This window comes from Sorangium sp. So ce836 (assembly GCF_028553905.1).
GTDB classification, from domain to species: domain Bacteria; phylum Myxococcota_A; class Polyangia; order Polyangiales; family Polyangiaceae; genus Sorangium; species Sorangium cellulosum_D.
This window is the reverse complement of sequence record NZ_CP102233.1, coordinates 6,218,684-6,242,141: the sequence shown is the minus strand read 5'-3', so window position 1 is coordinate 6,242,141 and position 23,458 is coordinate 6,218,684. Positions and strand designations below refer to the sequence as shown.

18 protein-coding genes are annotated in these 23,458 nt (G+C 73.1%); 10 read left to right on the top strand and 8 right to left on the bottom strand.

Annotation, left to right across the window (positions count from 1 at the left end):
* The first annotated feature begins 9 nt into the window (after positions 1-9).
* Genes NQZ70_RS22560 through NQZ70_RS22535 form a run of 6 tightly spaced genes read left to right on the top strand, consistent with a single transcriptional unit; the run spans position 10 to position 3,795 of the window.
* Positions 10-207 (top strand): hypothetical protein, encoded by a 198-nt coding sequence (locus NQZ70_RS22560; RefSeq protein WP_129576035.1) that lies wholly within the window; start codon positions 10-12, stop codon positions 205-207.
* Complete coding sequence (locus tag NQZ70_RS22555) at positions 204-1,553, top strand: STAS domain-containing protein (protein WP_129576034.1); 1,350 nt, start codon at positions 204-206, stop codon at positions 1,551-1,553. Before NQZ70_RS22560 ends, NQZ70_RS22555 begins: the two co-directional genes overlap by 4 nt.
* Positions 1,554-1,576: 23 nt before the next feature.
* A complete protein-coding gene (locus tag NQZ70_RS22550) occupies positions 1,577-1,972 on the top strand; it encodes an STAS domain-containing protein (protein WP_020736301.1) in 396 nt (131 codons plus the stop codon).
* The gene (locus tag NQZ70_RS22545) at positions 1,953-2,738 is read left to right on the top strand and encodes an anti-sigma regulatory factor (protein WP_049949574.1); all 786 of its coding nucleotides are present in this window, start codon (positions 1,953-1,955) and stop codon (positions 2,736-2,738) included. Before NQZ70_RS22550 ends, NQZ70_RS22545 begins: the two co-directional genes overlap by 20 nt.
* Positions 2,735-3,319 carry a SpoIIE family protein phosphatase gene (locus NQZ70_RS22540; RefSeq protein ID WP_129576033.1) on the top strand — a complete coding sequence of 195 codons (585 nt, stop codon included), beginning with the start codon at positions 2,735-2,737 and terminating at the stop codon, positions 3,317-3,319. The genes NQZ70_RS22545 and NQZ70_RS22540 overlap by 4 nt, the downstream gene beginning before the upstream one ends.
* Positions 3,316-3,795: an ATP-binding protein gene (locus NQZ70_RS22535; protein ID WP_129576032.1), complete on the top strand. Its 480-nt coding sequence runs from the start codon at positions 3,316-3,318 to the stop codon at positions 3,793-3,795. The genes NQZ70_RS22540 and NQZ70_RS22535 overlap by 4 nt, the downstream gene beginning before the upstream one ends.
* Before the next feature lie 117 nt (positions 3,796-3,912).
* On the opposite strand, the gene NQZ70_RS22530 is transcribed toward NQZ70_RS22535, so the two are convergent.
* Both NQZ70_RS22530 and NQZ70_RS22525 read right to left on the bottom strand, forming a co-directional pair.
* Positions 3,913-4,938, bottom strand: coding sequence for a lipopolysaccharide assembly protein LapB (locus tag NQZ70_RS22530; RefSeq protein WP_129576031.1), 1,026 nt, complete (start codon positions 4,936-4,938; stop codon positions 3,913-3,915).
* Between the two features lie 184 nt (positions 4,939-5,122).
* The gene (locus tag NQZ70_RS22525) at positions 5,123-7,045 is read right to left on the bottom strand and encodes a L,D-transpeptidase (RefSeq protein WP_129576030.1); all 1,923 of its coding nucleotides are present in this window, start codon (positions 7,043-7,045) and stop codon (positions 5,123-5,125) included.
* 296 nt (positions 7,046-7,341) lie between these two features.
* Here NQZ70_RS22525 and NQZ70_RS22520 point away from each other — a divergent pair, with 296 nt between their 5' ends.
* The 3 genes from NQZ70_RS22520 (at position 7,342) to NQZ70_RS22510 (ending at position 10,427) form a co-directional block, all read left to right on the top strand.
* Positions 7,342-8,709, top strand: coding sequence for a hypothetical protein (locus NQZ70_RS22520; RefSeq protein WP_165374110.1), 1,368 nt, complete (start codon positions 7,342-7,344; stop codon positions 8,707-8,709).
* Between the two features lie 141 nt (positions 8,710-8,850).
* Positions 8,851-10,131, top strand: a complete 1,281-nt coding sequence (locus NQZ70_RS22515; protein WP_129576029.1) for a hypothetical protein — start codon at positions 8,851-8,853, stop codon at positions 10,129-10,131.
* A 53-nt stretch (positions 10,132-10,184) separates the two neighbouring features.
* Positions 10,185-10,427 carry a hypothetical protein gene (locus NQZ70_RS22510; protein WP_237245524.1) on the top strand — a complete coding sequence of 81 codons (243 nt, stop codon included), beginning with the start codon at positions 10,185-10,187 and terminating at the stop codon, positions 10,425-10,427.
* 103 nt (positions 10,428-10,530) lie between these two features.
* On the opposite strand, the gene NQZ70_RS22505 is transcribed toward NQZ70_RS22510, so the two are convergent.
* The 5 genes from NQZ70_RS22505 to NQZ70_RS22485 form a co-directional block, all read right to left on the bottom strand.
* On the bottom strand, positions 10,531-12,246 hold the full coding sequence (locus NQZ70_RS22505; RefSeq protein WP_165374109.1) for a hypothetical protein: 1,716 nt from the start codon (positions 12,244-12,246) through the stop codon (positions 10,531-10,533).
* 199 nt (positions 12,247-12,445) lie between these two features.
* Positions 12,446-16,519 carry a hypothetical protein gene (locus NQZ70_RS22500; RefSeq protein WP_129576027.1) on the bottom strand — a complete coding sequence of 1,358 codons (4,074 nt, stop codon included), beginning with the start codon at positions 16,517-16,519 and terminating at the stop codon, positions 12,446-12,448.
* Between the two features lie 197 nt (positions 16,520-16,716).
* On the bottom strand, positions 16,717-17,724 hold the full coding sequence (locus tag NQZ70_RS22495; RefSeq protein WP_165374108.1) for a hypothetical protein: 1,008 nt from the start codon (positions 17,722-17,724) through the stop codon (positions 16,717-16,719).
* Between the two features lie 150 nt (positions 17,725-17,874).
* A complete protein-coding gene (locus NQZ70_RS22490) occupies positions 17,875-19,401 on the bottom strand; it encodes a methyltransferase domain-containing protein (protein ID WP_129581514.1) in 1,527 nt (508 codons plus the stop codon).
* A gap of 39 nt (positions 19,402-19,440) precedes the next feature.
* Positions 19,441-20,091, bottom strand: coding sequence for a transaldolase family protein (locus tag NQZ70_RS22485; protein ID WP_129576025.1), 651 nt, complete (start codon positions 20,089-20,091; stop codon positions 19,441-19,443).
* 224 nt (positions 20,092-20,315) lie between these two features.
* Here NQZ70_RS22485 and NQZ70_RS22480 point away from each other — a divergent pair, with 224 nt between their 5' ends.
* Positions 20,316-21,866, top strand: coding sequence for a PAS domain-containing hybrid sensor histidine kinase/response regulator (locus tag NQZ70_RS22480; protein ID WP_237245523.1), 1,551 nt, complete (start codon positions 20,316-20,318; stop codon positions 21,864-21,866).
* Between the two features lie 19 nt (positions 21,867-21,885).
* Here the strand turns inward: NQZ70_RS22480 and NQZ70_RS22475 are convergent, their stop codons facing one another.
* Complete coding sequence (locus tag NQZ70_RS22475; protein ID WP_129576024.1) at positions 21,886-23,406, bottom strand: sigma-54 dependent transcriptional regulator; 1,521 nt, start codon at positions 23,404-23,406, stop codon at positions 21,886-21,888.
* Between the last annotated feature and the right edge of the window lie 52 nt (positions 23,407-23,458).

The window sequence follows — 23,458 nt, the reverse complement described above, 5'->3', positions numbered from 1 at the left end:
GGAGAAGACATGAGCGTCACGAGCGTGCAAAGGACGGACAGGACGACGGAGCGCCAGGCGCCCTCCGCGGCCCCCTCGTCCGGCCTGCGCGTCTCCTCCTCCCGGCGCGCAGACGTCGGGCGAGCCTGCGACGCGGCTCGCCGCGCCGCGCACCGGAGGGACGCGCTGCACGGCGGGCGCGGGCTCACGACGGAGAACTCGCGATGAGCGAAGAAGCTCTGCGGCAAGAGATAGCGAGGCTCACGGAGCGCATCGCGACGCTCGAGCAGCAGATCGAGGAGCGCGAGCGCGCGGCGAAGGAGCAGGCCGCGCAGCTCGACCAGGCGAGGGACGAGGCGCGCGAGCGCGGCGAGCAGCTGGCCCGCTCGGAGGACGAGCTGCGGCGGCAAGCGGGCATCTTCAAGCTCGTGCTCGACAGCATGGCCGACGGCGTCGCCGTCGTGGATCACGAGGGCGAGCTCCTGATGCGCAACCCGGCCGCGGAGCACATGCTCGGCCGCGGGTCCCTCGACGTCGCCTCGAACGGCGAGCCGGAGCCCGGCGAGGCCACGCTGTTCTTCCCCGACCAGGCGACGCCCTGGCCCACGTCCGAGCACCCGCTCGTGCGCGCCCTGCGCGGCGAGACGGTCGATCAGGTCGAGCTCTTCGTGAGGAAGCCCGCGGAGCAGGACGCGCGGCTCGCGCGCCTGCCGCAGGGCGCGCCGGGCAGCGCCATGGCGACGCTCGCCCCGGCTTCGGGGCCGCAGGCGGACGACGGCGAGCCGCGCTCGGTCCGCTTGCCGCCGACGTTCGCCGACGCGCGCCTCGATCCCGACCCGTCGGCGGGGCTGTTCCTGACGGTCAGCGCGAGCCCGATGCGGGGCAAGGACGGCTCGATCTCCGGCGCCGTCGCCGTCTTCCGCGACGCGACCGAGAAGAAGCGCCTCATCGAGGATCTCGAGGCGAAGAACCGCGACCTGGTCGAGAGCGAGAGCGCCAAGAGCGAGCTCGTCGAGCGGCTCCGCTACGCCATCGACGAGATCTCGACGCCCATCCTCGAGCTCTGGGACGACGTCCTCGCGCTGCCGATCATCGGCGTCGTCGACTCGCGGAGGAGCGCGCAGATCATGGAGCGGCTGCTCGACGAGATCGTCCGCCGCCAGTCGCGCTACGTCATCATCGACGTGACGGGCGTCGAGGTGATCGACACGCGGACGGCCGACCATTTCATGAAGCTGATGAAGGCGGTCGAGCTGCTCGGCGCGCGGTGCCGCATCACCGGGGTCAGGCCCGCGGTCGCGCAGACGATGGTGGAGCTCGGCATCAACCTCGGCTCCGTGCGCGCCGCGCGCAACCTCAAGCACGCGCTGCGCGAGAGCCTGGCGCTCGCCGGCCAGAAGCCGACGCTCTCGTCCCTCATGGGCGGCCGCCGCGCCGCGGCCAAGGGCGACGAGAAGCAGGCAGGACAGCCTTTCACCCCCGGCGGCCAAGGGGCCGCGTTCGATCCGTCGGGCAGCGGTCCCATGACCACGTCACAGCTGCAGCTCAGCGCGAGGAAGGAGACGTCCACTTGATGCAAGCGGGTAGGGTCCCCATCGTGGGCCTCTTCGGGAATTTAATCGTCTCGGTGCAGGGCGGGCTAACCGACGGGCAGGTCGAGCAGCTGCGCGACGACGTGACGGGGTCGATCGAATCGCGCTCGCCCCGCGGCCTCATCGTCGACCTCTCCGGTGTCGAGATTCTCGACAGCTATCTCACCCGCGCCATCCGTGACATCGCGCTCACGGCTCGGCTGATGGGCGTCCGGACGGCGGTGTGCGGCCTGCGCCCCGCGGTCGCGATCGCCCTGGTCGAGATGGATCTGGAGATCCCTGGCGTCGTGACGGCGCTCAACCTGGAGCGCGCCGTCGAGATGCTCGCGCCGTCCGCGGAGGACGACCTGATGCCGCCCGAGCTCACGAACGAGGTGACGCATGAAGATCCCTCCTCGTGACGGACCGCCCTCCAGCGGCGGCGCCACGGGGCCGCCGTCGAGCCGGTCCGGTGGACCGGTGTCGACGCGCATGCCGAGCTCGCCGCAATCGGCGCGCGGCCCTGTGCCGTCGTCTCCGCAGATCGTCGGCCGCTCGATCACGGATCAGATCGAGACGGTGCTGGCGCAGTTCCTCTCGCCCGCGGTGAGGAAGAGCGTCATCGACTGCGGCATTCGGCAGGCGAAGGTCGACCCGCTCTACGCGCGCGAGGGCGATCTCAGGCGCCTGCTCGTCGAGGTCAAGCGCGGGGTGAAGCTGTTCGTCCGCGACCAGGCGCAGCTCGATCGGTGCATCACCGAGCTCGGCGAGCTCGATCACGCCGCCCCTGCGCCGCGCGAGATCACCATCGACGTGCGCAACGAGGAGGACGTGCTGCGCGCGCGGTCTGCGGGCCGCGAGCTCTGCATCGAGCACCTCGTCAGCGACGTCCTGCAGACGAAGATCGTCACGGCGATCTCCGAGCTCGGGCGCAACATCGTGAGGTACGCGGGCAACGGGCAGATCGTCGTCCGCTCGCTCACCTCGCCGATGCGCGCGATCGAGATCATCGCGCAGGACCACGGGCCCGGGATCTCGAACCTGCAGGAGATCCTGAGCGGCAAGTACCGCTCGCGCCACGGCATGGGCGCGGGGCTCCGCGGCACGAAGGCGCTCATGGATGCGTTCGATGTCAAGACGGCGCCCGGCGCGGGGACGACCGTGACGGTCAGGAAGTACCTCGGATGACAATTGCGATCGGGACCGCGTGCTGCGTCGCGGCCGGCGAGGAGGTCGCCGGCGACGAGGTGGTGGTGGTCCGGCAGTCATCCTGGGCGCTGATCGGCCTCGCGGACGGGCTCGGCCATGGTCCCCACGCAGCGCAGGCGGCCTCCGCCTTCTGTCGCTACGTGGAGGACCACGCGTCGATGCCGCTCGAGGACCTCTTGATCGGGGCAGGGGAGCAGCTCGCGTCGACGCGCGGGGCGGCCGCGGCGCTCCTGCGCATCGACGAGGGCGCCGGCGAGCTCGAGTTCTCGGGCGTCGGCAACATCGCGATGAAGGCGATCACGCGCACGGCGATGCCGATCTTCTGCTCCGCGGGGATCCTCGGGCGGCGCGTGCGGCGGCTCCGCAGCTTTCGCTTCCCCGTGGCGCCGGGCGACGTCGTCCTCTTGCACTCGGACGGCATCTCCAGCGGCTTCGAGCTCGGCGCGTTCCGCGACCTCGATCCGGAGGAGATGGCGCGCCGGATCGTCGAGGTCCACAAGAAGTCGTTCGACGACGCGACGTGCGTGGTCGCGATGCTCCGCGACAGGGTCCCTTCGTGACGCAGCGCAGCCCGCCGGTCTTCAGCATCCCCGTCACGCGCGAGGAGGATCGCTTCGCCTGCGCGGCCGAGGGCGCGCAGATCGCGCGCTGGGCTGGGCTCTCGGAGCGCGCGCAGCACGAGCTCGCGATCGCGATCGCCGAGCTCGTGTCGAACGCCGTGCGCCACGGCGGCGGCGGCAGCATCAGCATCCGCGCGATCCGCGAGGACGCGCAGGCGGGCAGCGGCCGCTGGGGCGTCGAGGTGATCGTGCGCGACTCCGGCCCCGGCATCGACCCAAAGCTCGCGATCCTGGAGGATGTGGGGCCGAAGAGCGATCGCAGCCCGTCCTCGTCGAGCTCCGCGCGGCTCGCGCCGAGGATGCCCGGCCAGGGCCTCGGCGTCGGGCTCGGCGCCGTGCACCGGCTGATGAGCTCCGTGGTCATCCGCTCCTCGCCCGGCATCAGCACCGAGGTGATCGCCGTCAAGTGGAAGTAGACGCCGCGCGCCCGTTGCCGCGCGCGAGCCTCCGAAGCGCCGAGCGGCAGCGGCTCGGCGCGCCCGCGGCCGATCACGCGCGCGGGCGTCGGCTGACGACCGCGGCGACGGCGGACGTCAGTTGAGCTCTTTCTCGGTCCGCTCGTTCTGCTCGGCTTCGAGGAACGTCGCGGTGATCTCGCGCTCGAGCGCGAGGTTGATCTCGCGGTCGAGCGCCTCGATGCTGCCCGCGAGGCGCGCGACGTTGAGGGCGTAGACGAAGACCCGCGCGCACGGGTGGACCTCGGCGCTACCGCGCAGGCCCCGCTCGCGTTCGTCGGCGTTGAGGCCGTCGAGGAGCACCAGCGCGCGCGGATCGACCCCCTCGGCCACGAGCTCCATCCCGGGCACGTCGGAGATGTAGAGCTCCGCGCCCTCGACGTACCGGCGGAGCACGGGGTTGAGCGCGGCGATCGTCTTCTGGGCGAGCGTCATGAAGCCGTCGCGGCTCGGCGCCCAGGGGGGCATGCCGAGCTCGACGTCGAGCTCGCGCGAGCGCAGGAACGCCTGCGTCGCCCCGCGGACGTCGCCCCGCTCGTCGCGGATGAGCCCGAGGTAGTAGTGGGCCTCGGCGTGCCGCGGGTCCTTGAGCGCCGCCTCCTCGATGAGCGCGGCGGCCTTGTCGGCCTGGCCGATCTCGTAGAAGGCGCGGCCCACGAGGAACGTGTGGTTCGGGTTGTCGTACGGGCCGTCGGGGATCCTGGCGGCGACCTGCGCGGCCTCGTCGAGATCGCCCTTGCCGAGCAGCGCGTCGAACTTGAGGAGGAGCGCGTCGATGATCTCCTCGTCGACCTCGGCCAGGTCGAGCGCCTGGTCGCACATCTCGATCGCCTGATCGAAATCGCCGAGCGGGTGGATGTACACCTCGGCGGCGTTGAGCATCGCCTCCAGGTACGTGTCGTCGAGGGCGATCGCCTGGCGATACGCCTCGATGGCCTCCTCGCCCTCGCCCTCCAGGGCGGCGACGAAGCCGAGCAGGTTGTGAGCTTCCGGCGAGTTCGGATCGAGCTCGAGCGCCCGCCGGGCCGACGCCTCTGCTCCGCGCGTGTCCCCGCGCTGGACGAGATCCCACCCGCGATCGAGGTGCGCCGAGAACTGGTCCATGGCGGCTCCACAAGTGTGCGAAGGGGGCTCCAGAGTCAAGAGGGAGCCCTGTCAAAGCGACCGTTCAAGCTGTTCCGAACACGACCTGCCCGGATTTCCAGCGCCGAGTTCGGCCGCCGGCCAGGCGCCCGCGGGAGCGGCCGGCGGCGCACCGTCTCCAGGGTCGGGCCCGATCGCGTCGCGCTCACTCGTGGATGGAGATGAGCGTCCCGCGGTTCTCCGGCGTGGACCAGACCCCGTGCCAGCCGCGGGGCAGCCTGGGCTCGCTCCAGAAGAAGACCTTCTTCGCGTCGAGCGGCGAGAGGTTCACGCAGCCGTGGCTCATCTCCCGGCCGAAGTTGGAGTGCCAGAAGGCGCCGTGGAGCGCGTACGACCCGTCGTAGTACGCGACGAACGGCACGTCCTCGATGCTGTACGGCAGGTCGCCCGCGACCGTGCCGTCGCCGTCCATCGTGGTCGCGATGTGCTTCTCGCGGATGCGGAACACCCCCGTCAGCGTCGGGTGGTCCTTCTTCTTCTCCTTCGAGCGCCTGCCCGGGGAGACGAGCGCCGCGAAGACGGGCCTGTCGCCCTCGACGGCGACCAGCGTCTTGCGCGACAGGTTCACGTCGATCCACTTCTCGCCCGGCGCGAGGTCCTGCGGCGGGGTGCCGAGCTCGGTGTACGTCCCGTCGGCGCCCTTCATCCACCAGCCCTCGGTGGTCTTCCGGTAGACGACCGACTTGTGCTTGTGGACGTCGCCCGTGAGGCCGAACGCGGCGAAGCGCTCGAGGGAGCCGGCCACGGAGACGGACTTCATCTCGGCGTCGAACTGGTACTTGCTCGCCGTCTTCGCGAGGATGAAGCCGACCGACTTCGCGCCCTCGGGGAAGTCGATGCCCTGCGAGGACGGCGGCTTGATGATGTACATGCGGTCGCTCGGCGCGACGAGCCCCGCGGTCGTCTTGTACCAGGTGCGGCCGTTCCACCCGAAGGTCTTGTCGACCGCGACGAAGAAGCCCTTCACCATCCGCTTCGCGACCGTCGCGTCGGCGTCCTTGTCGAGATCGGCGAGCGTGACGTTGCGCGGCTTGCCCTTGTCGTCGACGTTCTCCCACCAGGGCTTCTCGGGCTCCTCCTCGACCGGCGCCGGGGCCACGATGCCGAGCGACGCCGCCGCGGCGACGGCCGCCGCCTTGTCCTCCGCCGCAGACGCCTCCGTGGTGACGGCGGCCACCGGGGTCGCCTCGGGCGGGCTCGCCGAAGGGCGCGCGGCGGCGGCCGCCGCCGCGGCGGCGACCTCCTTCTCGGTCTCCTCGTAGAGCTCCTCGGCGCGCTGCCGCTCCTCTTCCCGCTTCTTGCGCTTCGACGACTCGAGGTACGGCTCGTAGCGCGCCATCTCGTCCTTCGAGGGGACGGAGCGGTAGAGCGGCGTGCCGTGCGTCGTGTTGAACGCGTACTTGTACGGGAGGACGTCGTCGAGGTTCGGCGCCGTGATGCCGAGGCGCACCTGCGGGTTCGACAGGTCGGTCGTGGCCGACCTCCCGCAGACGTAGCCGCCGTCGAGGAGGCGGTACCAGCCCTTGGCGCAGCTGCCGCCCTTGATCGGCTTCGGATCGACCGGCACCTTGCTGCCGAGCCGGATGTAGCCGAGCCGCTGCTTCGAGAACTCCATCGTCGGGTAGACCGCCGCCTGCGGCACGATCGAGCCGAGCAGCGGACCCGTGTAGGGCTTGTCGGGCGCGGGCGGCTCCGGGGCGGCCGAGGGCGCGGCGCTCGGCGCCTCCTTGGGGGCGTCGGCCGACGCGATCGCTCGCGCCGACGAGGTGGGCGACGGGCGGGGGAGCGACGATGTCCGCTCGGGCGGCGATTTGCCCTCGGTGGAGGGGCCGGGGGGCGCCTCGCCCTGGCAGCCGCTCGCCCACGCCGCGGTGCCGGCGAAGGCGGCCGCGGCGATGAACCCGAGCGCGCTGGAGACGAGCGAGGAGCGCGCGGCGCCGCCCGCGGAGCGGCCGGCGTCCGGCGCAGGTTGCGGCTTCCGCGCGCCGCCGGTGCGGACGTTGCCGCTGCCGTGCGATCGTGCGGGGTCGTTCTGCCCGCGGGGGCGGGGCGCCTGAGAGCGGTTCATCGCATCCACAGCGTTGGGCGAGGACCGGCCATCCCGGGCCTCGCGGTCGTTTGATCGACCCGTAGGGTCGGGTCGGCTCGGCGGTCTTAGTACCTGGTCACTCACGTGTCGATCCACTTCTCTGCGGAGCGCGCGTCCCTCGGGTTTCGCCGCGGCGGGCGCCGGGGCAGGCGGCGTCGCATGAGCGTCGCCGGAGCGAACGACATGCCACGCAGCCCCGACGGAGGGCGCACGCACGGCGCGCACGCCGTCCGCGGTGCGGATGCCGTTCGGACGGCGGCTGCTAGGGTACCGCCGTGGCGGAACGGACCCCGGGGCGTGGCTCGAACAACACGACTTCGGCCCGGCGTGCGGGCCTGGGCGCCGGGGTCGTCCCGCTCGTCCGCGCCGCCTCGCGGCGCGCGCTGGCGACCGCGGCGGCCGTCGCGCTGCTCCTGCACCTGCCCCTCTTGCCGACCCCGCTGTTCTCGTGGCTCGAGGCGATGTTCGCGCTGCGGGGCGAGCTGACCGACTACGACGCCGGCGAGACCATCGTCCCGATCGACCTCGATCTGCTCGCGGACGATCCCAGCGCGGTCGCGGCGGCGCCCTCCGCGACCGGCGCCGAGGCGACGCCCGGCGGCGAGGGCGCCGCCGCGCCCGCGACGCCGCCGCCCACGCCGCCCCCTCCCGCGGCGTCGGCCAGCGCCGCGCCCGAGGCGCCGGACGCGGGCGCGCCCACGCCGCCGCGCCGCCGGCCGCCGGGCGACGCGGGCCCGGACGCGGCCGGGGACGGGGGCACGGGCGACGACAGCGATCACCCGAACCTCCGCACCCCGCTGAGCGTCGCGGGCGCGCCGGGCAAGCTCGCGTCGAAGGACCCGAACGTGCAGGTGCTCATCGCCGGCGATCGGCTGCGCAGCCACGAGCTCGGCGAGTGGTTCGGCCGGATCCTGACGACCATCCCCCAGTGGCAGTCCTTCTTCCAGGACACCGCCGTCGACCCGATCCGGGACATCGACCACCTCCTCATCGCCGGGCCGCAGCTCCGCGACTCCAGCAAGGTCGTCGCCGTCATGGACTACCGGGCGCCCGAGGAGGCCATGCGCGCGGCGGTCGACGTCGTCGTCCGGCGCTCCAACGGATCGTGGATCGAGGACGCCCCCGTCCCCGCCGCCCGGGCCACCGCCGACCGCAGCGAGCGCATCTTCGCGCTGGTCCCGGACCGGCGGCTGCTGGTGGTCCTTCCCGCTGAAGAAGAAGGTCAATTGTCCAAGTTGAAGTCCATGAAAGGCTTCAACAAATCGTCGGCGGCGGGCATCGTCATCTCCATGCTCACGCCGGCGAACGCCTTCCGCGGAGTCCAGGCGCTCCCGAAGAGCATCGCGTGGATGCGGCTCACGGTCACGCCGACCAAGGACGGGGGCGCCGACCTGACCCTCACGGCGGCCGACGAATCCGCTGAAGATGCGCTGGCTCACGCGCAGGAGCTCATGAGGACCTTGAATGCGATTCGGACCATCAACCTGGGGATCACGCGCATCGACGTGGTGGATGAGGTCACCTTCAACACCGACGGGAAGGTCATCTGGTCGAAGCTCCACGTCACGAACCGGCAGCTCAAGCTGATCATGGGGTTCGTGGAGCAGGCGCTGCGGGATCAGGCCGCCGCGCGGAGGAAGTAGCCGCGCGCTGGCGCGGAAAAGAGGCGGCGCGCGGGGCGAAGGACGGTCGCGCGCGCCTCGGGGGGACGCGATGCCCCTCCGGGGCCGCTCGGAACACTAGCCAAAGGGGCGGCGTTCAGTTAATCCGACCAGCCCGCGACGATGACGCCCGATCACTCTCCGCACGCCGTGCTCGATGAGCTTGCCGGACACCCCCATGGCGACGACCTCGCGCGGGTCGTCCACACGGCGGCCTTCGCCGCCGCGGACGAGCGCCGGACCACCCTGGAGGGCGGCCTCGCGGAGCTCGTGGACCGCGCGGGCCTGTCGGTCGCCGACGCGGAGACCCGGTTCGGCAACGTGATCCGGGCGCTCGAGCGCGGCACCAGCGAGGGCGCGGGGAGCGCGACCCGGGTGCTCCTCGCCACGCTGCTCGCCCGCGGGGTCGCCCTCTCGCCGCCCGAGGGGCCGGACGCGGAGGGGCGCGTGGCCGAGGCGCTCGTCTGGCTGGCGACGTACACCTCGGTCGACGCGCTGACCGCCCTGGACGCCGCGCTGGGCGAGCGCGCCGCGGGGCTCTGGCGGGCGGTCGCCGCGCTGGTGCGGCGCGCCGACCAGGGCGCGCTGCCGCAGCTCGGCCGGGCGGGCGCGATCATCGCCGCGGCCGCGCTGCGGGGGAGCGCCTCGCCGGACGCGCGCGCCGAGGCCGGGTCGCTGGTGGACGAGGTGCGCGACCCGATCGTGCGGTCGCTGCTGCGCGACGCGGTGTCGCCCGGCCGGCGGCCGAGCCGCGCGCCGGGCGCGTCGGCCGCGGGCGGCGACGCCGCGCAGGGCGGCGCGGGGGCGAGCGGGGACGAGGGCTGGGCGGAGGGCGACGGCCGGGCGCCGGGGCGGCTCGCGGGCGAGCTGTCGCCGCCGCCGCGCGGGCCGGTGGCGCTCGTGCTGCTGGCGGCGACCGGGATCCTGCTGGCGATGCACGTCGTCCGGCTCGCGGGGCGGTTCCTCCTGCGGTACCGCCGGCCGGCCGCGGTGGAGATCAGCCCGAGGGGCGTGACCGTCCGGAGCCGGACCGAGCTGTTCGGCCGGACGCTGCGAGAGCAGGAGACGTACATCCCGGTCGAGTCGCTCCTCCGGGCGACGCGCGAGGTGCGCTACCCGCGGCTCGGGCTCTACGCGGGGCTCGTGGCGCTGGGGCTGGGGACGTACCTCGGCGTGTCGCTGCTCGTCGACGGCGCGCGGGCGGGCTCCCCCGAGCTGCTCGGCATGGGCGCGCTGGTGTTCGCGTTCGGCGCGGCGCTCGACTTCGGGCTGTCGCACGTGGAGACGGCGGCCCGCGGCCGCTGCCGCGTGGTCCTCGTCCCGCGGAAGGGCCCGGGGGTCGCGCTCGCGGGGATCGAGCGCGCGGCCGCGGACGCCGCGCTGAGCAGGCTGCCGCGCGCCTGAAACTTGGCCGGAGCGCGCCGCCTCCGCTAGGCCGATCGGGCGAGGTGATGGCGATGCGCTCGAAGACCGAGGCGATGGCGGGGCTCAGGCGGATGCTGCACGACATGCTGATCGCGCGGGAGGGCGGGGAGAGCGCTCCCCGCCTGGCGCGCGCGAAGGGTTACGTGGACGGCGCGATGCGCGAGCTGCTCGAGAGCGGCCAGGCGACCCGGCAGGAGCTCCTGGAGCTCGTGGCCGCCGAGCGCGCGCGCGTGAGCGGCCCCGCGATCGCGGAGATCGGCGCGGCGTCGCTGTGAGCGCGTGACGGCGCCGCGCTGCGGCTCGCTGGGAGCGGTCGTGAGCGCGTGACGGCGCCGCGCTGCGGCTCGCTGGGAGCGCGTGACGGCGCCGCGCTGCGGCTCACTGCGGCGCGCAGGCCGTGTTCGTGGCGAAGTCCCAGCAGGCGCCGCTCACCCCGGGCGCGCCGGCGTTCGCATCCGCGCCTCCGACCCCGGGGCGGCCGCCCTCGCCGGCCGTGCCTGCGGCGAACTGCACCGTCGCCGGCGCGCTCGGCGCGACCGCGTAGGCGATGCCCACCGCGTGGCCTCCCCGGCCGCCGCCGCCGGCGCCGCCGTCGCCCCCGGGGCCGCCGGGGCCGCCGTCGCAGCCCTTCCGGGCGCCCGGACCTATATCGTCATCCACCGAGCCACCGACGGCGCCGCTGCCGCCGTTGCCGCCGCGCCTTCCGTCGCCGCCCGTGCCTCCGTGGCCCGCTGCGCCGACCGTGATGTTCACCTCGGTCAGCGCCAGCCTGGTCCCCAGGCTGAGGATCCCGATGCTCGACCCGCCGGCCTTGCCGCCGCCCCCTCCTTTGCCCCCGCAGCCGCCGGCCCCGCCGCCGCCGCCGCTGGCGCCGGCGCCGTCGCTCCATTCGCCGCTGCCGGCCGCGCAGAACTTCCCCGCCTTCGCGCCGCCGCCGCCCCCTCCGCCCTGACCGCGCGCACCGTTCGTGCCGCCCTTGCCGTCGCCTCCGCTGACGCCGGCCAGCGTCAGCAGGGTGCCGCTGCCAGGGGCGCCGGTCTGGCCGTTGTCGCCCGGCGCGCCTTCTCCTCCGCGCGTGCAGTTGGTCAGCGCATCCGGCTGTCCATATCCGACGCCGCCGACGCCGGCCCCCGCGGGGCTCTCTCCCGGCGGCGGCGTGCCGTCGGTGCCGTCCTGCCCGCGCCCATCGTCTTCCCCGGTCTTTCCACCGAGCCCCCCGACGCCGCCGCGCGTCTCTCCATCGTCGCAGACCGTCACGCCGGGCACGCCGCCGTAGACCGTTCCGTCGCACGTATCCGAGACGTCGTCCGGCGCGCTCGCTCCGTTCTGTGGGCTCGTCGGCGTCTCGCCCCGCGCGCCGTTCATCCCGTCGCCCGCGATCACGTCGACGCGCACGAGCTCGGCCTCGATGTCCGCGACCGCCACGCCGACCGACGACCCGCCCGGCTTCATCGCGTCGGCCGCGCGGATCGTGAAGTTCTGGACCTTCACCCCGCCCGCGTCCTCCGCCAGCGCGAGCGCCGCCTCGTCGGCGGGGCCCTCGATCGCGCTCCGCGCCTGCTTGCTCCACGTCCAGTCCGCGGCGCAGTCGAAGCCGCCGATCACCTCGACCGGCGCCTTGACCGTGACGCTCTCCTCGAACACGCCGCGCGAGCACGCCAGCACCCGCTTGCCGTTCGCGTTCGCGATCGCGTCCGCGAGCGACGCGTACGGCCGCGCCTTGGTCCCGTCGCCGCCGGACGCCGCGTCCGCGCTCGCGAACACCGCGCACCGCTCCGTCACCGTGCTCGCGTCCTGGGTCGGATCCGGGGCGCACGTCGGGTCGGGCTGAGCGCCGCCGGTCCCGGTCCCTGCGGGGGGGCAGTACCTGGCGTCGTCCTCGCAATCCTCGGAGTAGGACAGCGGCCAGCACCCGACGAGCTGCAACGCCACGACCGCCGACGCGGCGGGGAGCATCCACAGGAAGGGGATGCCGAGCCTCCGCCGGCGCGCGGCGCGCCGCGACGGCGCGCCGATCTCGGCCTGCGCTCCGCCGGAGGGGGGAGTGGATGCGTTGCTCACCGCCGTGCTGCTCGTCCGTTCCGTCGCTCTCATCGTCCAAGCCTTTCCTGTGGCGCTTCGCTGTGCCTGCACATCCTTGCAGAGGACGCACCGCGCTCCGGTCGCGCCGACCGGAGCATAGCCAGTCGGCGGATCGCCGGATCAAGGGCGATCCGCCGGCCGCATGCTCCCGCCGGAGACCCGCGCGGCGCCCCGCGCCCTCGCCGGGCCGGGCGCCGCGCCTGGCGGAGGCTCAGGGGGCGACGAGCGCCACGTCGCCCTTCGTGGTCTGGCCGCCGACGCGCCACCAGTTCGCGATGAGCAGCTTCCCGTCCACCTCGATGATCCGGGAGAAGGCGCCCGCGAACCCCTCCTGCTCGATCTCCTGCACGAGCCAGCTGTGGCCGTCGCCGCTCTTCGTCCCGATCGCGAGCCGCAGGGTCCCGCTCGTCGCGTCTTGGTAGCTGATGCGCACCTCCCCGGCCGCCGTCACGAACACGCTCGCGTCGTCGCCGACGAGGTGCTGCCCGTCCGCGAAGGGGACGCCCTCGATCCCGAGCCCGTCGTCCGCCACCTCGGACGCCTCGACCTCCTCGCCGCCCTTCACCCGCGCGTACCGCAGCCCCTCGGAGCGGCCGTCCGCGTAGGCGAGGTGCCAGTCGCCGGCGCGATCGATGAACAGCGACGCGCCCATGCCGACGTCGCCCGTGTCGGTCCCGTCCGGCGCCGCGCCGTCCACGATCCGGGTCTCCCACGCCCCCGTCGATCGCGACGCGATCACCACGTCGCCGCGGATGCGATCGTAGAACGCCAGGCCGAACCCGCCCGCGTTGTCCGGGGCCATCGCGATGTAGTCGCCGATCGCCTCGGGGTACGTCTCGGTCCGGTTCCCGTCGGAGATCGCGGCGCACGCCGGCGAGCCGTCGTCGTCGATGCACGCCTGTCCAGAGGCGCACGCCGGCGCGCAGTCGCCGCTCGCGAGCGGCTTCACGCAGCGCCCCGTGGACCGGACGCACTTCGTCCCCGCGCCGCAGAGGAACTCGCGGCACGGCGTCGCCTCGTCCGTCGCCACGTCCTCGAACCGCCACGCGCCCTCCCCGGGCGTGGCGCTCTCCCCGGTCGCGAGCCGGACGCTCGACGTGACCGCGCCGTCCTCGCCGGGCTCCATCGCGAGGTAGGCGATGACGGGCAGCCCCTTCACGAAGAGGAGCTTCGCGTAGCGGCCGATGTCGCTGTTCGGCGCCTGCTGCACGGAGCTCACGGCCCACGCGTCGCCCTGCTTCTGCGCGAACTTCAGCCCGCGGTTGGTCCGGTCGTAGTAGGCCACCGCCGGCTCGCCTTCCGGGTCGATCGCGATCGAGGTCCAGAGGCCGACGTCGTCGCCCGGCTCGGTCTGGCCCCCGCGGAACCCGCTCGCGTCGAACCGGGTCGGGTCGACCGGGGGCTCGGCGGGCACGCCGTCGATCGCCTCCCACGCGACGGCCTCGCCGTCCCACGTGCCGACCACGAGGTCGCCCCACTGGAACGCGTTGCGCCAGTCGGCCTCCGCGTAGCCGGCGACCCAGACGGTGCGCTTGTCGGGGGCGACCGCGACCGACGTGTAGGCCCCGATGAGCCCGTGCTCCAGCGTCATGCAGTCGGGCGCGACGCATCTCTGGTCCTCCACGACCGGCTCGTCGCTGCACGAGCAGCCCGCGTGCGAGCCGAGGAGCGCGGTCACGGCGACGGCGGCCAGCGCGCCGCGTACGCCGCGCCGGGCCGCGCGCGTCGGCGCTTCGCTGCGAGCAGGCGCCTCGCCGCGGGCAGACGCCTCGCCGCGCCGGGCGCCGCCGCGCCGCGCGAGCCGCACGATCGCCGCGGCGGCCGCGAGGCCGAGCCAGAGGCCGCCCGACGGACCGTCGCCCGGGCCGCCGGCCACGACGCAGCCGCAGCCGGCCGACGGGTCGACGGGGAAGCGGCCGCGGAGGATCGGCTGCCGCGCCGTGCCGAGGTTCCCCTCCTCGTCCACGGCCTCGACCTCGATGTCGGCGGCGCCGCCGACGTCCACCGACCGCATCTCCGCCGCCGTCGACCACGCCGACCACGGCCCGCCGTCGAGCCGCACGCGCACCTTCGCGCGCTCGGCGTCCGACACCCGGTCGCGCACCTCGAGAGGCGCCCACCCGTCCACCGCCGCGCCGACCGAGATGACCGGCGGATCGACGTCGACCACCATCTCCACGGTCGCCGGCGTGGGATCGAGCGACAGCGGGTCGCCCGCGACGCGCGATCGCACCGAGATCAGGTGGCGCCCCGGGAGCCGCAGCCAGTCGTCGCGCAGGTCGACGATGCGCTCGCGCGTGAACGGGCGCCACGCGCCGCCGTCGACGCGGTACGAGTACTCGACGACCCGGGTGCCGTCGTCGAGCGGCGAGCTCATGACGAGCCGCGCCGTGGGCCCGTTGTCGCGGGTCATCGTCGGCAGGCGGAGCCCCTCGGCCCGCACCTCCTTGCGGCTCAGCTCGGCCCGCGTCTCGCTTTGCATCGAGCGCTGCTGCGCCGCCGTGGCGAACGACGCGAAGATGCCGAGGTAGTTGTCCTGGCCCTTCGTGAGCTTCCGCAGGCCGGGGGAGCCCGCCCCCTCGGCCGACTCCGGGAGGATCAGCGAGAGTCCGAGCGGCGCGAGCGGCCCGTCGAGATCGATCGCCGGCAGGCCGCTGCCGATCAGCTGCCCGACCTGACTGCCGATGAGGCTGCCCAGCGCCTCCGCGATCGACCTGGGGTTCTCCCGGAGGAGCGCGCTGTTCGTCACCTCGCCGTTCGTGACCCCGATCGTCGCGATCACCGGCGTGAGCCCCTCGGGGGTGACCGCGAGGTTCATGGGCACATCGAGATCGAACGTCGCGGTCATGAACCGGATGAACCGGTCGAGCGACCAGATGTAGAAATCGAAGCTCGCCCGCTCGAGCTGGATGCGGATCAGCGGATCGTCGACGGCGTCCGTGCCGTTGCCGAAGGTGACCCGCGGCGGCGCCTGCGGGCGGATGACGAGCGCGACCTGCTGCGACTCGTGCTGGAGCGTGAGGTCCTTGGCCGACGCCGCGAGCAGCCCCAGCGTGCCGGAGTTGAGGAGAGGCACCGCCTCCGTGGAGATCCCGAGGCAGAGCAGTCCGCTGTTGTAGAGACCGTTCATGGCGTAATTCGCGAACCGCTCGGAGATCGCGAGACCGACGTGCGGGCCGGGGAGATCGCCGGGCCAGCCGGAGACGGTGTTGGCGACGAGCTCATCCGGAATCGGAATGCCCGTGGGCAGCTCGATCTCCGACAGCGGCACACACTTCGAGATCGGCAGCGGCTCGGCGCCGCCGTAGAGGCCGAGGGTGACCCCGTTGCCGACGGGGTTGAGGTCGCCCCACGCGAGATCCGAGCCGTCGTCGCGCTCGCCCATGCCGCCGCCGGCGAGCAGGAGGTCGAACCCGCCCTGGGTGCCGGGGGAGATGCTCGCGAGCAGCCGGCCGAGGTCGAGGTGGCCCTCGACGCCGAGCAGGACCGAGGCGCACTCGTCGGTCGCGTGCGTGCCGTAGCGGCAGACGCCGCCGATGTCGTTCGTGCCGTCGGGGCAGGCCGGATCCAGCGCCGGATCGGCCTTCTGACAGAGCTGCTGGTCGAGCTGGCCCTTCAGCGCGTTGGACATGGATCCCATGAAGATCGTGAGGATCGGCTTCACGAAATCGAGGGCATCGCCCACCCACGTGCCCCCGCAGTCGAGGTGCAGGCTCGATTCGAGCTGATCCTCGTCGATCGAGAGCCGGTTCACCTTGACGCGCGAGTAGCCTTGCCGCGAGTGCTGCGGGTTCACGTCGATCTCGATCGAGAGGTCGACCTCGACATCGATGTTCGTGAAGGTCTGCTCGTCGGGCGGGCACGCATCGTTGCCGTTGAGGGTGACGTACTGGGTGCTCTCGCCCAGGATGCCGCCGTCGAGGAAGATGGGCAGGCGCTGCATCCGCACCGGCAGAGGCCCCCGGATGACCAGGTTGTGCGGCGTCTTGGGCTGGATCTGCAGCGCCGCGCGCCCCGCGTCGATCTCGGCCACGCACGCCGGGGGGGTCGCCGCCGGATCGGCCCCGCCGGGACAGAGGGTGTAATCGACGATGCCGGCGGCCACGGAGCCCGAGGACTTCGGGATGGAGAAGGTGATCACGCCGCTGTCCCCGCCGCCGAGCAGCGCGCGCCCGAGCACACCCAGGTTCTGCTCGAGGAACTCGATGCCCGACTGCGTGAGCCGCGCCGAGCCGGCGTTCTCGATGCGGTCCGCGGGCTTGAAGCCGGCGGGGAGGGGGGTCATTCCACAGCCGGAGCACCCGCCGCCCGATGCGGCACATCCGGCGATGACAAGGAGCACAAGGATGGAGGAAAAATGCTTGATGACGCGGGGCATAAGGAACCCTCCGAGGAGCGCGACCCGCAGCGCCGGGCCCGCTGGACGCGGGCATCAGGACGCCACGACAGAGCGTACGCTCCCCGGAGAGCCGCCCGCAAGCGCTACTGCTGGCAGAGACCGTTGATCTTGACGGCGCTCGCCGCGAACTCGCCGCCGAGCGCATAGGCGTCTGCGCAGTCTTCCGTCGCAGGCGAGTTCGTCGCGCTGCACCAGTCGCCCTTCAGCACGATCTGGTCGCTCTCGTCGCGCTTGCAGGTATTGGGCTCCCCACCGGCTCCGTATTTTACGATATCGCCCGAGAGCACGAGACAGAGGCTCATCTGGTTGATGTTGGACACGATCACCCGGTCGACCTCCTCCAGCGTGATGAACGCGGCGAGCTTGCCGCCGTTGATGAACGCCGGGGGGTCGCCGTCCTGGCCGGGGAGGCAGGCGTTCATCGGGTCGAGCCCCTCGACGTTGTACCGGCCGACGCAGTTGTTGTCCGCGGACAGCGTCGCGTCGGTGAGCCGCACCTGGTGCAGGGGTAGGATGATCGGATCCGGGCTCGTTTCCAGGAAGATCGGGACGTTGAGGGTCTCGGCCTCGCCGCTCCACGCGCCGTCGTCGCCCAGGGGGGCGTCGATCTCGGTCGGCGCGATCTCGAACTCGCCCACGGACATGTTCGCGAAGCAGTACCCCTCGAGCGGGTCGTCCGCGATCTTCGCGCCGCCGGTGCGCAGCTTGCCGTTCGCCTTGTCGAACTCGAGCAGCCAGGAGAAGGTACCCGTGCCGTTCAGATTACACTGGGGCAGATTGATCGTCAGGCCCTGGGCGACGAGGCGGGCGACATAGCCGATCGCGAGCACGTCGGGCTTCGTGATCGTGAGCTGCGCCATGCGCAGCCCGAACGTGGTCGCGTCCCGATTGTCTTGGACGGCGACGCAGTCCGAGGCGACCGCCGTGCAGACCGGGTGTTTCTGCGAGCAGTCCCTTACGGTCGCGCCGCCGGTAGCTCCAGGGGAATTCGAGCTCGCCCCCCCGGCATCGTCGCCACCGCAGCCCGCCGCCGCGGCGGCGCCCGTCAGCGCGGACACACCTAGTACGCAAACTACCTTCTGAAACCGCATCTCTGGCCTCCTCTCGAGTCGAAAGATGCCGAGTATAGGCGCCCGCAATGCGATGACCACGCGGGAGACGGGACGCCGCACCGCGTTGTCACCGCCTCATCGCCGCTGCGCGACGAAGCGGTGACGCCGGGCGGCGCGCTTCTGGGACGCCTAGCGACGCTCGTAGCGATCGCCGAGGCGGTCGCCCACGGGGAGCGCGCGCAGGAGGCGAATCATGGTCCACACGGTGCCAGCCAGCTTGCGCAGCTTCGAGGTGCCGACGCGCTCGTTGTAGTCGATCGGCATCTCCACCACGCGATAGCCGCACTTGGCCGGGAAGAGCAGCGTGTCGATGGGCAGCGCGTCCCCCTCACCGTCGAAATCGAACGCCCGAATCACCGAGCAGCGGTAAGCGCGCATGCCGCTGTGGACGTCCGAGGTGGGGATGCCATGCATCGCGTGCGCCATGGCGGCGAAGGCGCGGTTGGCGAGGTAGTTCGGGACCGGCATGGCCGCGGGCCTCGAGCGCGTGCGCGCGCAGTTCACCACGTCGGCGCCCTCCTCCTCGACGAGCCGCCGGAGCACCGGGATGTTCTCGGCGGGGTAGGTGAAGTCGCAGTCGAGGTAGATGAGCAGCTCGCTCCGGGCCGCGGCGCTGTACATGAGGAGCTCCATCGCCGGGCCGTGGCCGCGGGGCGGCACCTGGCGGAGCACGCGCGCCCCGAGGCTGGCCGCGATCTCGGGGGTCCGGTCCCTCGTGGAGCTGTCGACGCAGAGGATCTCCGCGTCGGGCGCGACCCTCCTGATCTCGCCGATCATGGCGCCGACGCTCTCCTCCTCGTCCATCGTGAGCATGCCGACGGTGAGCCGCATCCGGCGGGGGCGCGGCGGCTTCCTGGCGACGATCACGTGCTGGAACGCGAGGAGGCCGGGCGCGCGGCTCGCCACGACGTCCTCCAGCGGGCGGACGAGCGCGTGGTAGGCCTTGTAGGGGAGCGAGCGGGCGAGATCGGTGGGGTCGTCGCCCGCGCCGAGGCCGCTCAGGATGAGCCCCTTGGCGGCGCGGACGAGCATCGGGTTCTGCTCGACGCGGAGCACCTCGAGCCCGGCCCGCTCGACGAGCCGGAGCGCCGACGCGCGGGTGAAGAAGCGGAGGTGCGAGTCGTCGAGGATGCCGCTCGGCGCGTAGTCGAACCGCCCCGCGAGCAGGCCGAGGCGCACCGGCCACGCCGCGACGTTCGGGAGCGAGACGATGACGTGGCCGTCCTCCTCGAGGTGCGGCAGGAAGCGGCAGAGCACGGCGAGCGGATCGGCGGTGTGCTCGAGGACGTCGGCGAACAGGATCAGGTCGAAGCGCCGGTCGCCGAGCGCCTCGCGCACGGCGGCGTCGCTCGTGATGTCGGCGGCGAGGACCTCGTCGAGCGCCTCCCCGGCGCGCGCGAGCGACGCGGGCGCGACCTCGATCCCGGTCACGCGCGCGCCCGTGCGCTTGACGGCGGCGCCGTTGAGCCCGATCCCGCAGCCGACGTCGAGCACCGTCCGGGGCCGGCCGGCGACGGCCACGAGGGCCCGGTTCACCTCCTCGACCGCGTACTTGCGGCCGGCGGGGGCCTCCGCCGGGGCGGGGCGCGGCGCGCGCGGGCCGGGGGTGTCCTCGTCTCTCGGGTCTCCGGGGGGGCGCGGCCCTCGAGCTTCCACGTCTCCTCGCGCGCGGCCGGGCTCGGCGTTCACGCGCGGCTACTTAGCACGCTTCTCCCAGGCGGCGTTGAATTCGCGGATCGTCTCCTCGGTCTTCGGGTTGTGGAGCATCTTCCGCAGGATGGCCGGCGGCACGGTCACGATGTGCGCGCCGGCGTCGAGCGCCTCGTTCACGTCCATGAGGTGGCGGATCGAACCCACGATGATCTCGGCGCGCAGCCGCTCGCGCTCGAGCCGCGCGCGCGTGCGCTCGATGACCGGGGCCGCCGGGTAGCCCATGTCGCGGATGCGCCCGCTGAAGATCGAGACGTACGCGCCGCCGGCGAGGGCCGCGAGGTACGCCTGGTTGAAGCTCATCACGCACGTGACGTTGGTGCGCACGCCGCGCTTCGCGAGGGCGTGCGTCACCTTCAGGCCGACGTCGCTGAACGGCACCTTGACGCAGATCCGCTCGGGCGCCCACGCGTGGTAGCCGCGGGCCTCCTCGAGCATCGCCGCCTCGGTCTCGCTCGTCAGCTCCACCGACACCGGGCCGGCCGACGCCGAGAGCACCTCGCGGATGCGCCGCTCGAGATCGACGCAGCCCGCGTCGCGCGAGAGGATGAGGGGGTTCGTGGTCACGCCCGCGAGCACGCCCCAGGAGAACATCTCCTTGATCTCGTCCGGGTTCGAGCTGTCGAGGAAGAACATGCCGCGCTCCTGAGGGCTCGGCCGAGCCCCGGCGGGGTCTAGGCCAGTTCGGCGGGCTGGAGAAGGAGAAACCGTCCGCGCTGCGCGCCAAGACGGCCCGGCCCGCCCGCCACGCGCGCACGTTGCCGGCGTGAACGGCGTTGCAGTCGAGAGGAGTCCGCGCTTCATTTCGGGGAGTCGGGGATCTCCCTCCGACTGAACGTTTCCGCACGGACAGCGCGTCGATGAGCAGCGGACGATCGTCGTCGAGAGACCCGGTGGAGCACAGCCCGCTCCTGCACAGCTCGCTGCTCGCGTCCTGCTCGCCGGCCGGGCTCTACGTGGCCTCGCTCGACGGCCGCCTCCTCGACTGCAACGAGGCGCTCGCCCGGCTGCTCGGCTACGGCTCGCGGCAGGAGGCGCTCGCGGCGGCGGATCTCGTCCTCGGCGGGTGCGTGGCGGGCGGCGCGGGCGGGAAGCCGCCGCCGGCGAGCGCGATCGAGACGTGCCTCACGCGCCGCGACGGCTCGACGGTCCGCGTGATGCGGACCGAGTCGCTCGCGGACGGGCGCGGGGAGCGGCTCGTGACCGGGGTGATCGTCGACCTGTCGTCCTCGCGCTCCACCGAGGAGCGCCGGCGCGAGCTCTCCGAGGAGCTGCGCCAGGCGCAGAAGATGGAGGCGGTCGGGCGCCTCGCCGGCGGGATCGCCCACGATTACAACAACCTGCTCGCGATCATCCTGAACTACACGAGCCTCGTCATGGAGGAGCTCGACGAGCAGAGCCCGGTGCAGAAGGATCTCGCCGAGATCAAGGGCGCCGCGCAGCGGGCGGCGTCGCTCACGCGGCAGCTGCTCACGGTGAGCCGGCGCGGGCTCGCGCAGCCGGTCGTGCTGGATCTGCGGGACGTCGTGCGCGGCATGGAGGGCGCGCTCCGCGCCGCCGTCGGGGGCGGCGTCGAGCTCGCGATCGCGCTCGGCCCCTCCGGGTGCCGGGTGCTCGCGGACGCGGGGCAGCTCGAGCAGGTGGTCATGAACCTCGCGCTGAACGCGCGCGACGCGATGCAGGACGGCGGCCGGCTGTCGATCGAGGCGCGCGCGGTCCGCGTCGGCGCCGCGGGGGGCCTGCACGAGGCGCACCCGGCGATCCCGCCCGGCAGGTACGCGCGCCTCGTCGTCAGCGACACCGGCAGCGGGATGAGCGACGACGTGCGGACGCGCGCCTTCGAGCCGTTCTTCACGACGAAGCCGAGGGGGAAGGGGGCCGGCCTCGGGCTCGCCACCGTGTACGGGATCGTCAAGCAGTGGCGCGGCTTCATCGAGCTCGCGTCCCAGCCCGGGGAGGGCACGCGCGTCGAGATCTACCTGCCGCTCTCGGCGCGGCCGTCGGCCTCGCGGCGCGGGCGCGCGCCCCACGCCGCGCCGCGCCGGGGCGACGGCGGGACGGTGCTCGTCACCGACGACGAGGACGCGGTGGTCGCGCTCGCGAGCCGGATCCTCGCGCAGCACGGCTACACCACGCTGACGGCGCGCGGCCCGCGCGAGGCGCTGCGCGTCTGCGAGGCGCAGCGCGGGCGGGTCGATCTGTTGCTCACCGACGTGCTGATGCCGGAGATGTCCGGCGGCGAGCTCGCCGAGCGCCTCGTGAAGCAGAGGCCGGACATGCGGGTGCTCTTCATGTCCGGCTACACGGGCGACGCGCTCGCCGCCCGGCCGGACGCCGCGGTGCTGGGCAAGCCGTTCACGGCCGAGTCGCTCCTCCGCGCCGTCCGCAGGGCGCTCGGCGGGGCCGCGTAGCGGGGGGCAGGGCCGCGCGCTACGGCGCCTCGCCCCGCTTGATGCCGTACGCGCGGATCTTCTTGTGGAGGTTCGTGCGCTCGACGCCGAGCAGCACGGCCGCGCGCGAGATGTTCCAGTCGAGGCTGGCCAGCACCTCGACGATGTAGCGGCGCTCGGCCCGATCGCGGAACTCGCGCAGCGTGAGGCGAGGGCGCTCCGGCTCGCTCCGGGCCGCGCCCGCGGGCGGCTCCGCCGCGCCGGGGGCGGGCGGCGCGATCGACCCCTCCCCGGCGGCGCCCTGCGCGTCGTCCTCGAACGGGTTCTCGTGCGGATCCTCCGGCAGATCGGCGATGGTGACGACGTCGGCCGAGAGGATCGCGGCGCGCTCGATGACGTTCTTGAGCTCGCGCACGTTGCCCGGCCAGCTCCGGCGCTCGAGCGCGGCGTAGACCACCGGATCGATCGCCTTCTGCTTCAGGCCGTTCTCGTTGCAGAACGCCGCCATGAACGCGTCGGCGAGGGCGCGCAGGTCCTCCATGCGGTCGCGCAGCGCCGGGCTCTTGATCGGGAACACCGCGAGGCGGAAGAAGAGGTCCTCGCGGAAGCGCAGCGCGGCGACCTCCCGCGAGAGATCCTTGTTCGTCGCGGCGAGCACGCGGACGTCGACGTGCCGGCTGTGCTCGCCGCCGACGCGGCAGATCTCGCCCGATTGCAGCGCGCGCAGCACCTTGGCCTGGGCGGCGAGGTCCATGTCGCCGATCTCGTCGAGGAACAGCGTGCCGCCGTGGGCCTGCTCGAAGAAGCCCCGCTTCGGCCCGCTCGCCCCGGTGAACGCGCCGCGCTCGTGGCCGAAGAGCTCGCTCTCGATGAGCTCGCGCGGGATCGCGGCGCAGTTGACCCGGACGAAGGGGCCCCGCGCCCGCGGCGAGAGCCGGTGGATGGCCCGGCTGATGAGCTCCTTGCCGGTGCCGCTCTCGCCGGTGATGAGAACGCTCGCCTTCGTGGGCGCGACGCGGTCGATCTCCTTGAACAGCCGCTGCATCGCGGCGCTCTGGCCGATCATCTCGTAGCGCGACTGCACCTGGGCCTTCAGGTCCTCGACCTCCCGCGCGAGCCGCGAGTTCTGCAGCGCGTTCTTGACGCCCACGAGGACGCGCTCGCGGTTGAGCGGCTTCTCGAAGAAGTCGCAGGCGCCGAGCTTGACGGCCTTCACCGCGTCGTTGACGGTCGCGTGCCCGCTGATCACGATGACCGGCAGCTCGCGGGTGCCGTCGTCCTGGCGCACGCGCTGGAGGAGGTCGAGGCCGTTCATGCCGGGCAGGAGCAGGTCGACCAGGGCGAGGTCGACGGGGGTGTCGCCGTGCGCGAGCAGCTCCAGCGCCGCCTCGGCGCTCGGGGCCTCGGCGACCTGGTAGCCCTCGCCCTGCAGGACGAGCGCGAGGGTGCGGCGGATGTTGCGCTCGTCGTCCACGATGAGGACCGTGGGCGAGGCGGCGCCGCCCGGGTGCAGCGTCGGGGTGGGGGCCGCTGGTGCAGGCGCTGGAGGGGAAGCGGGCATGGGCCGACCATACCCCAGCTCTCCCGGGCGCCACGACGCGGGAGCAAGAGCG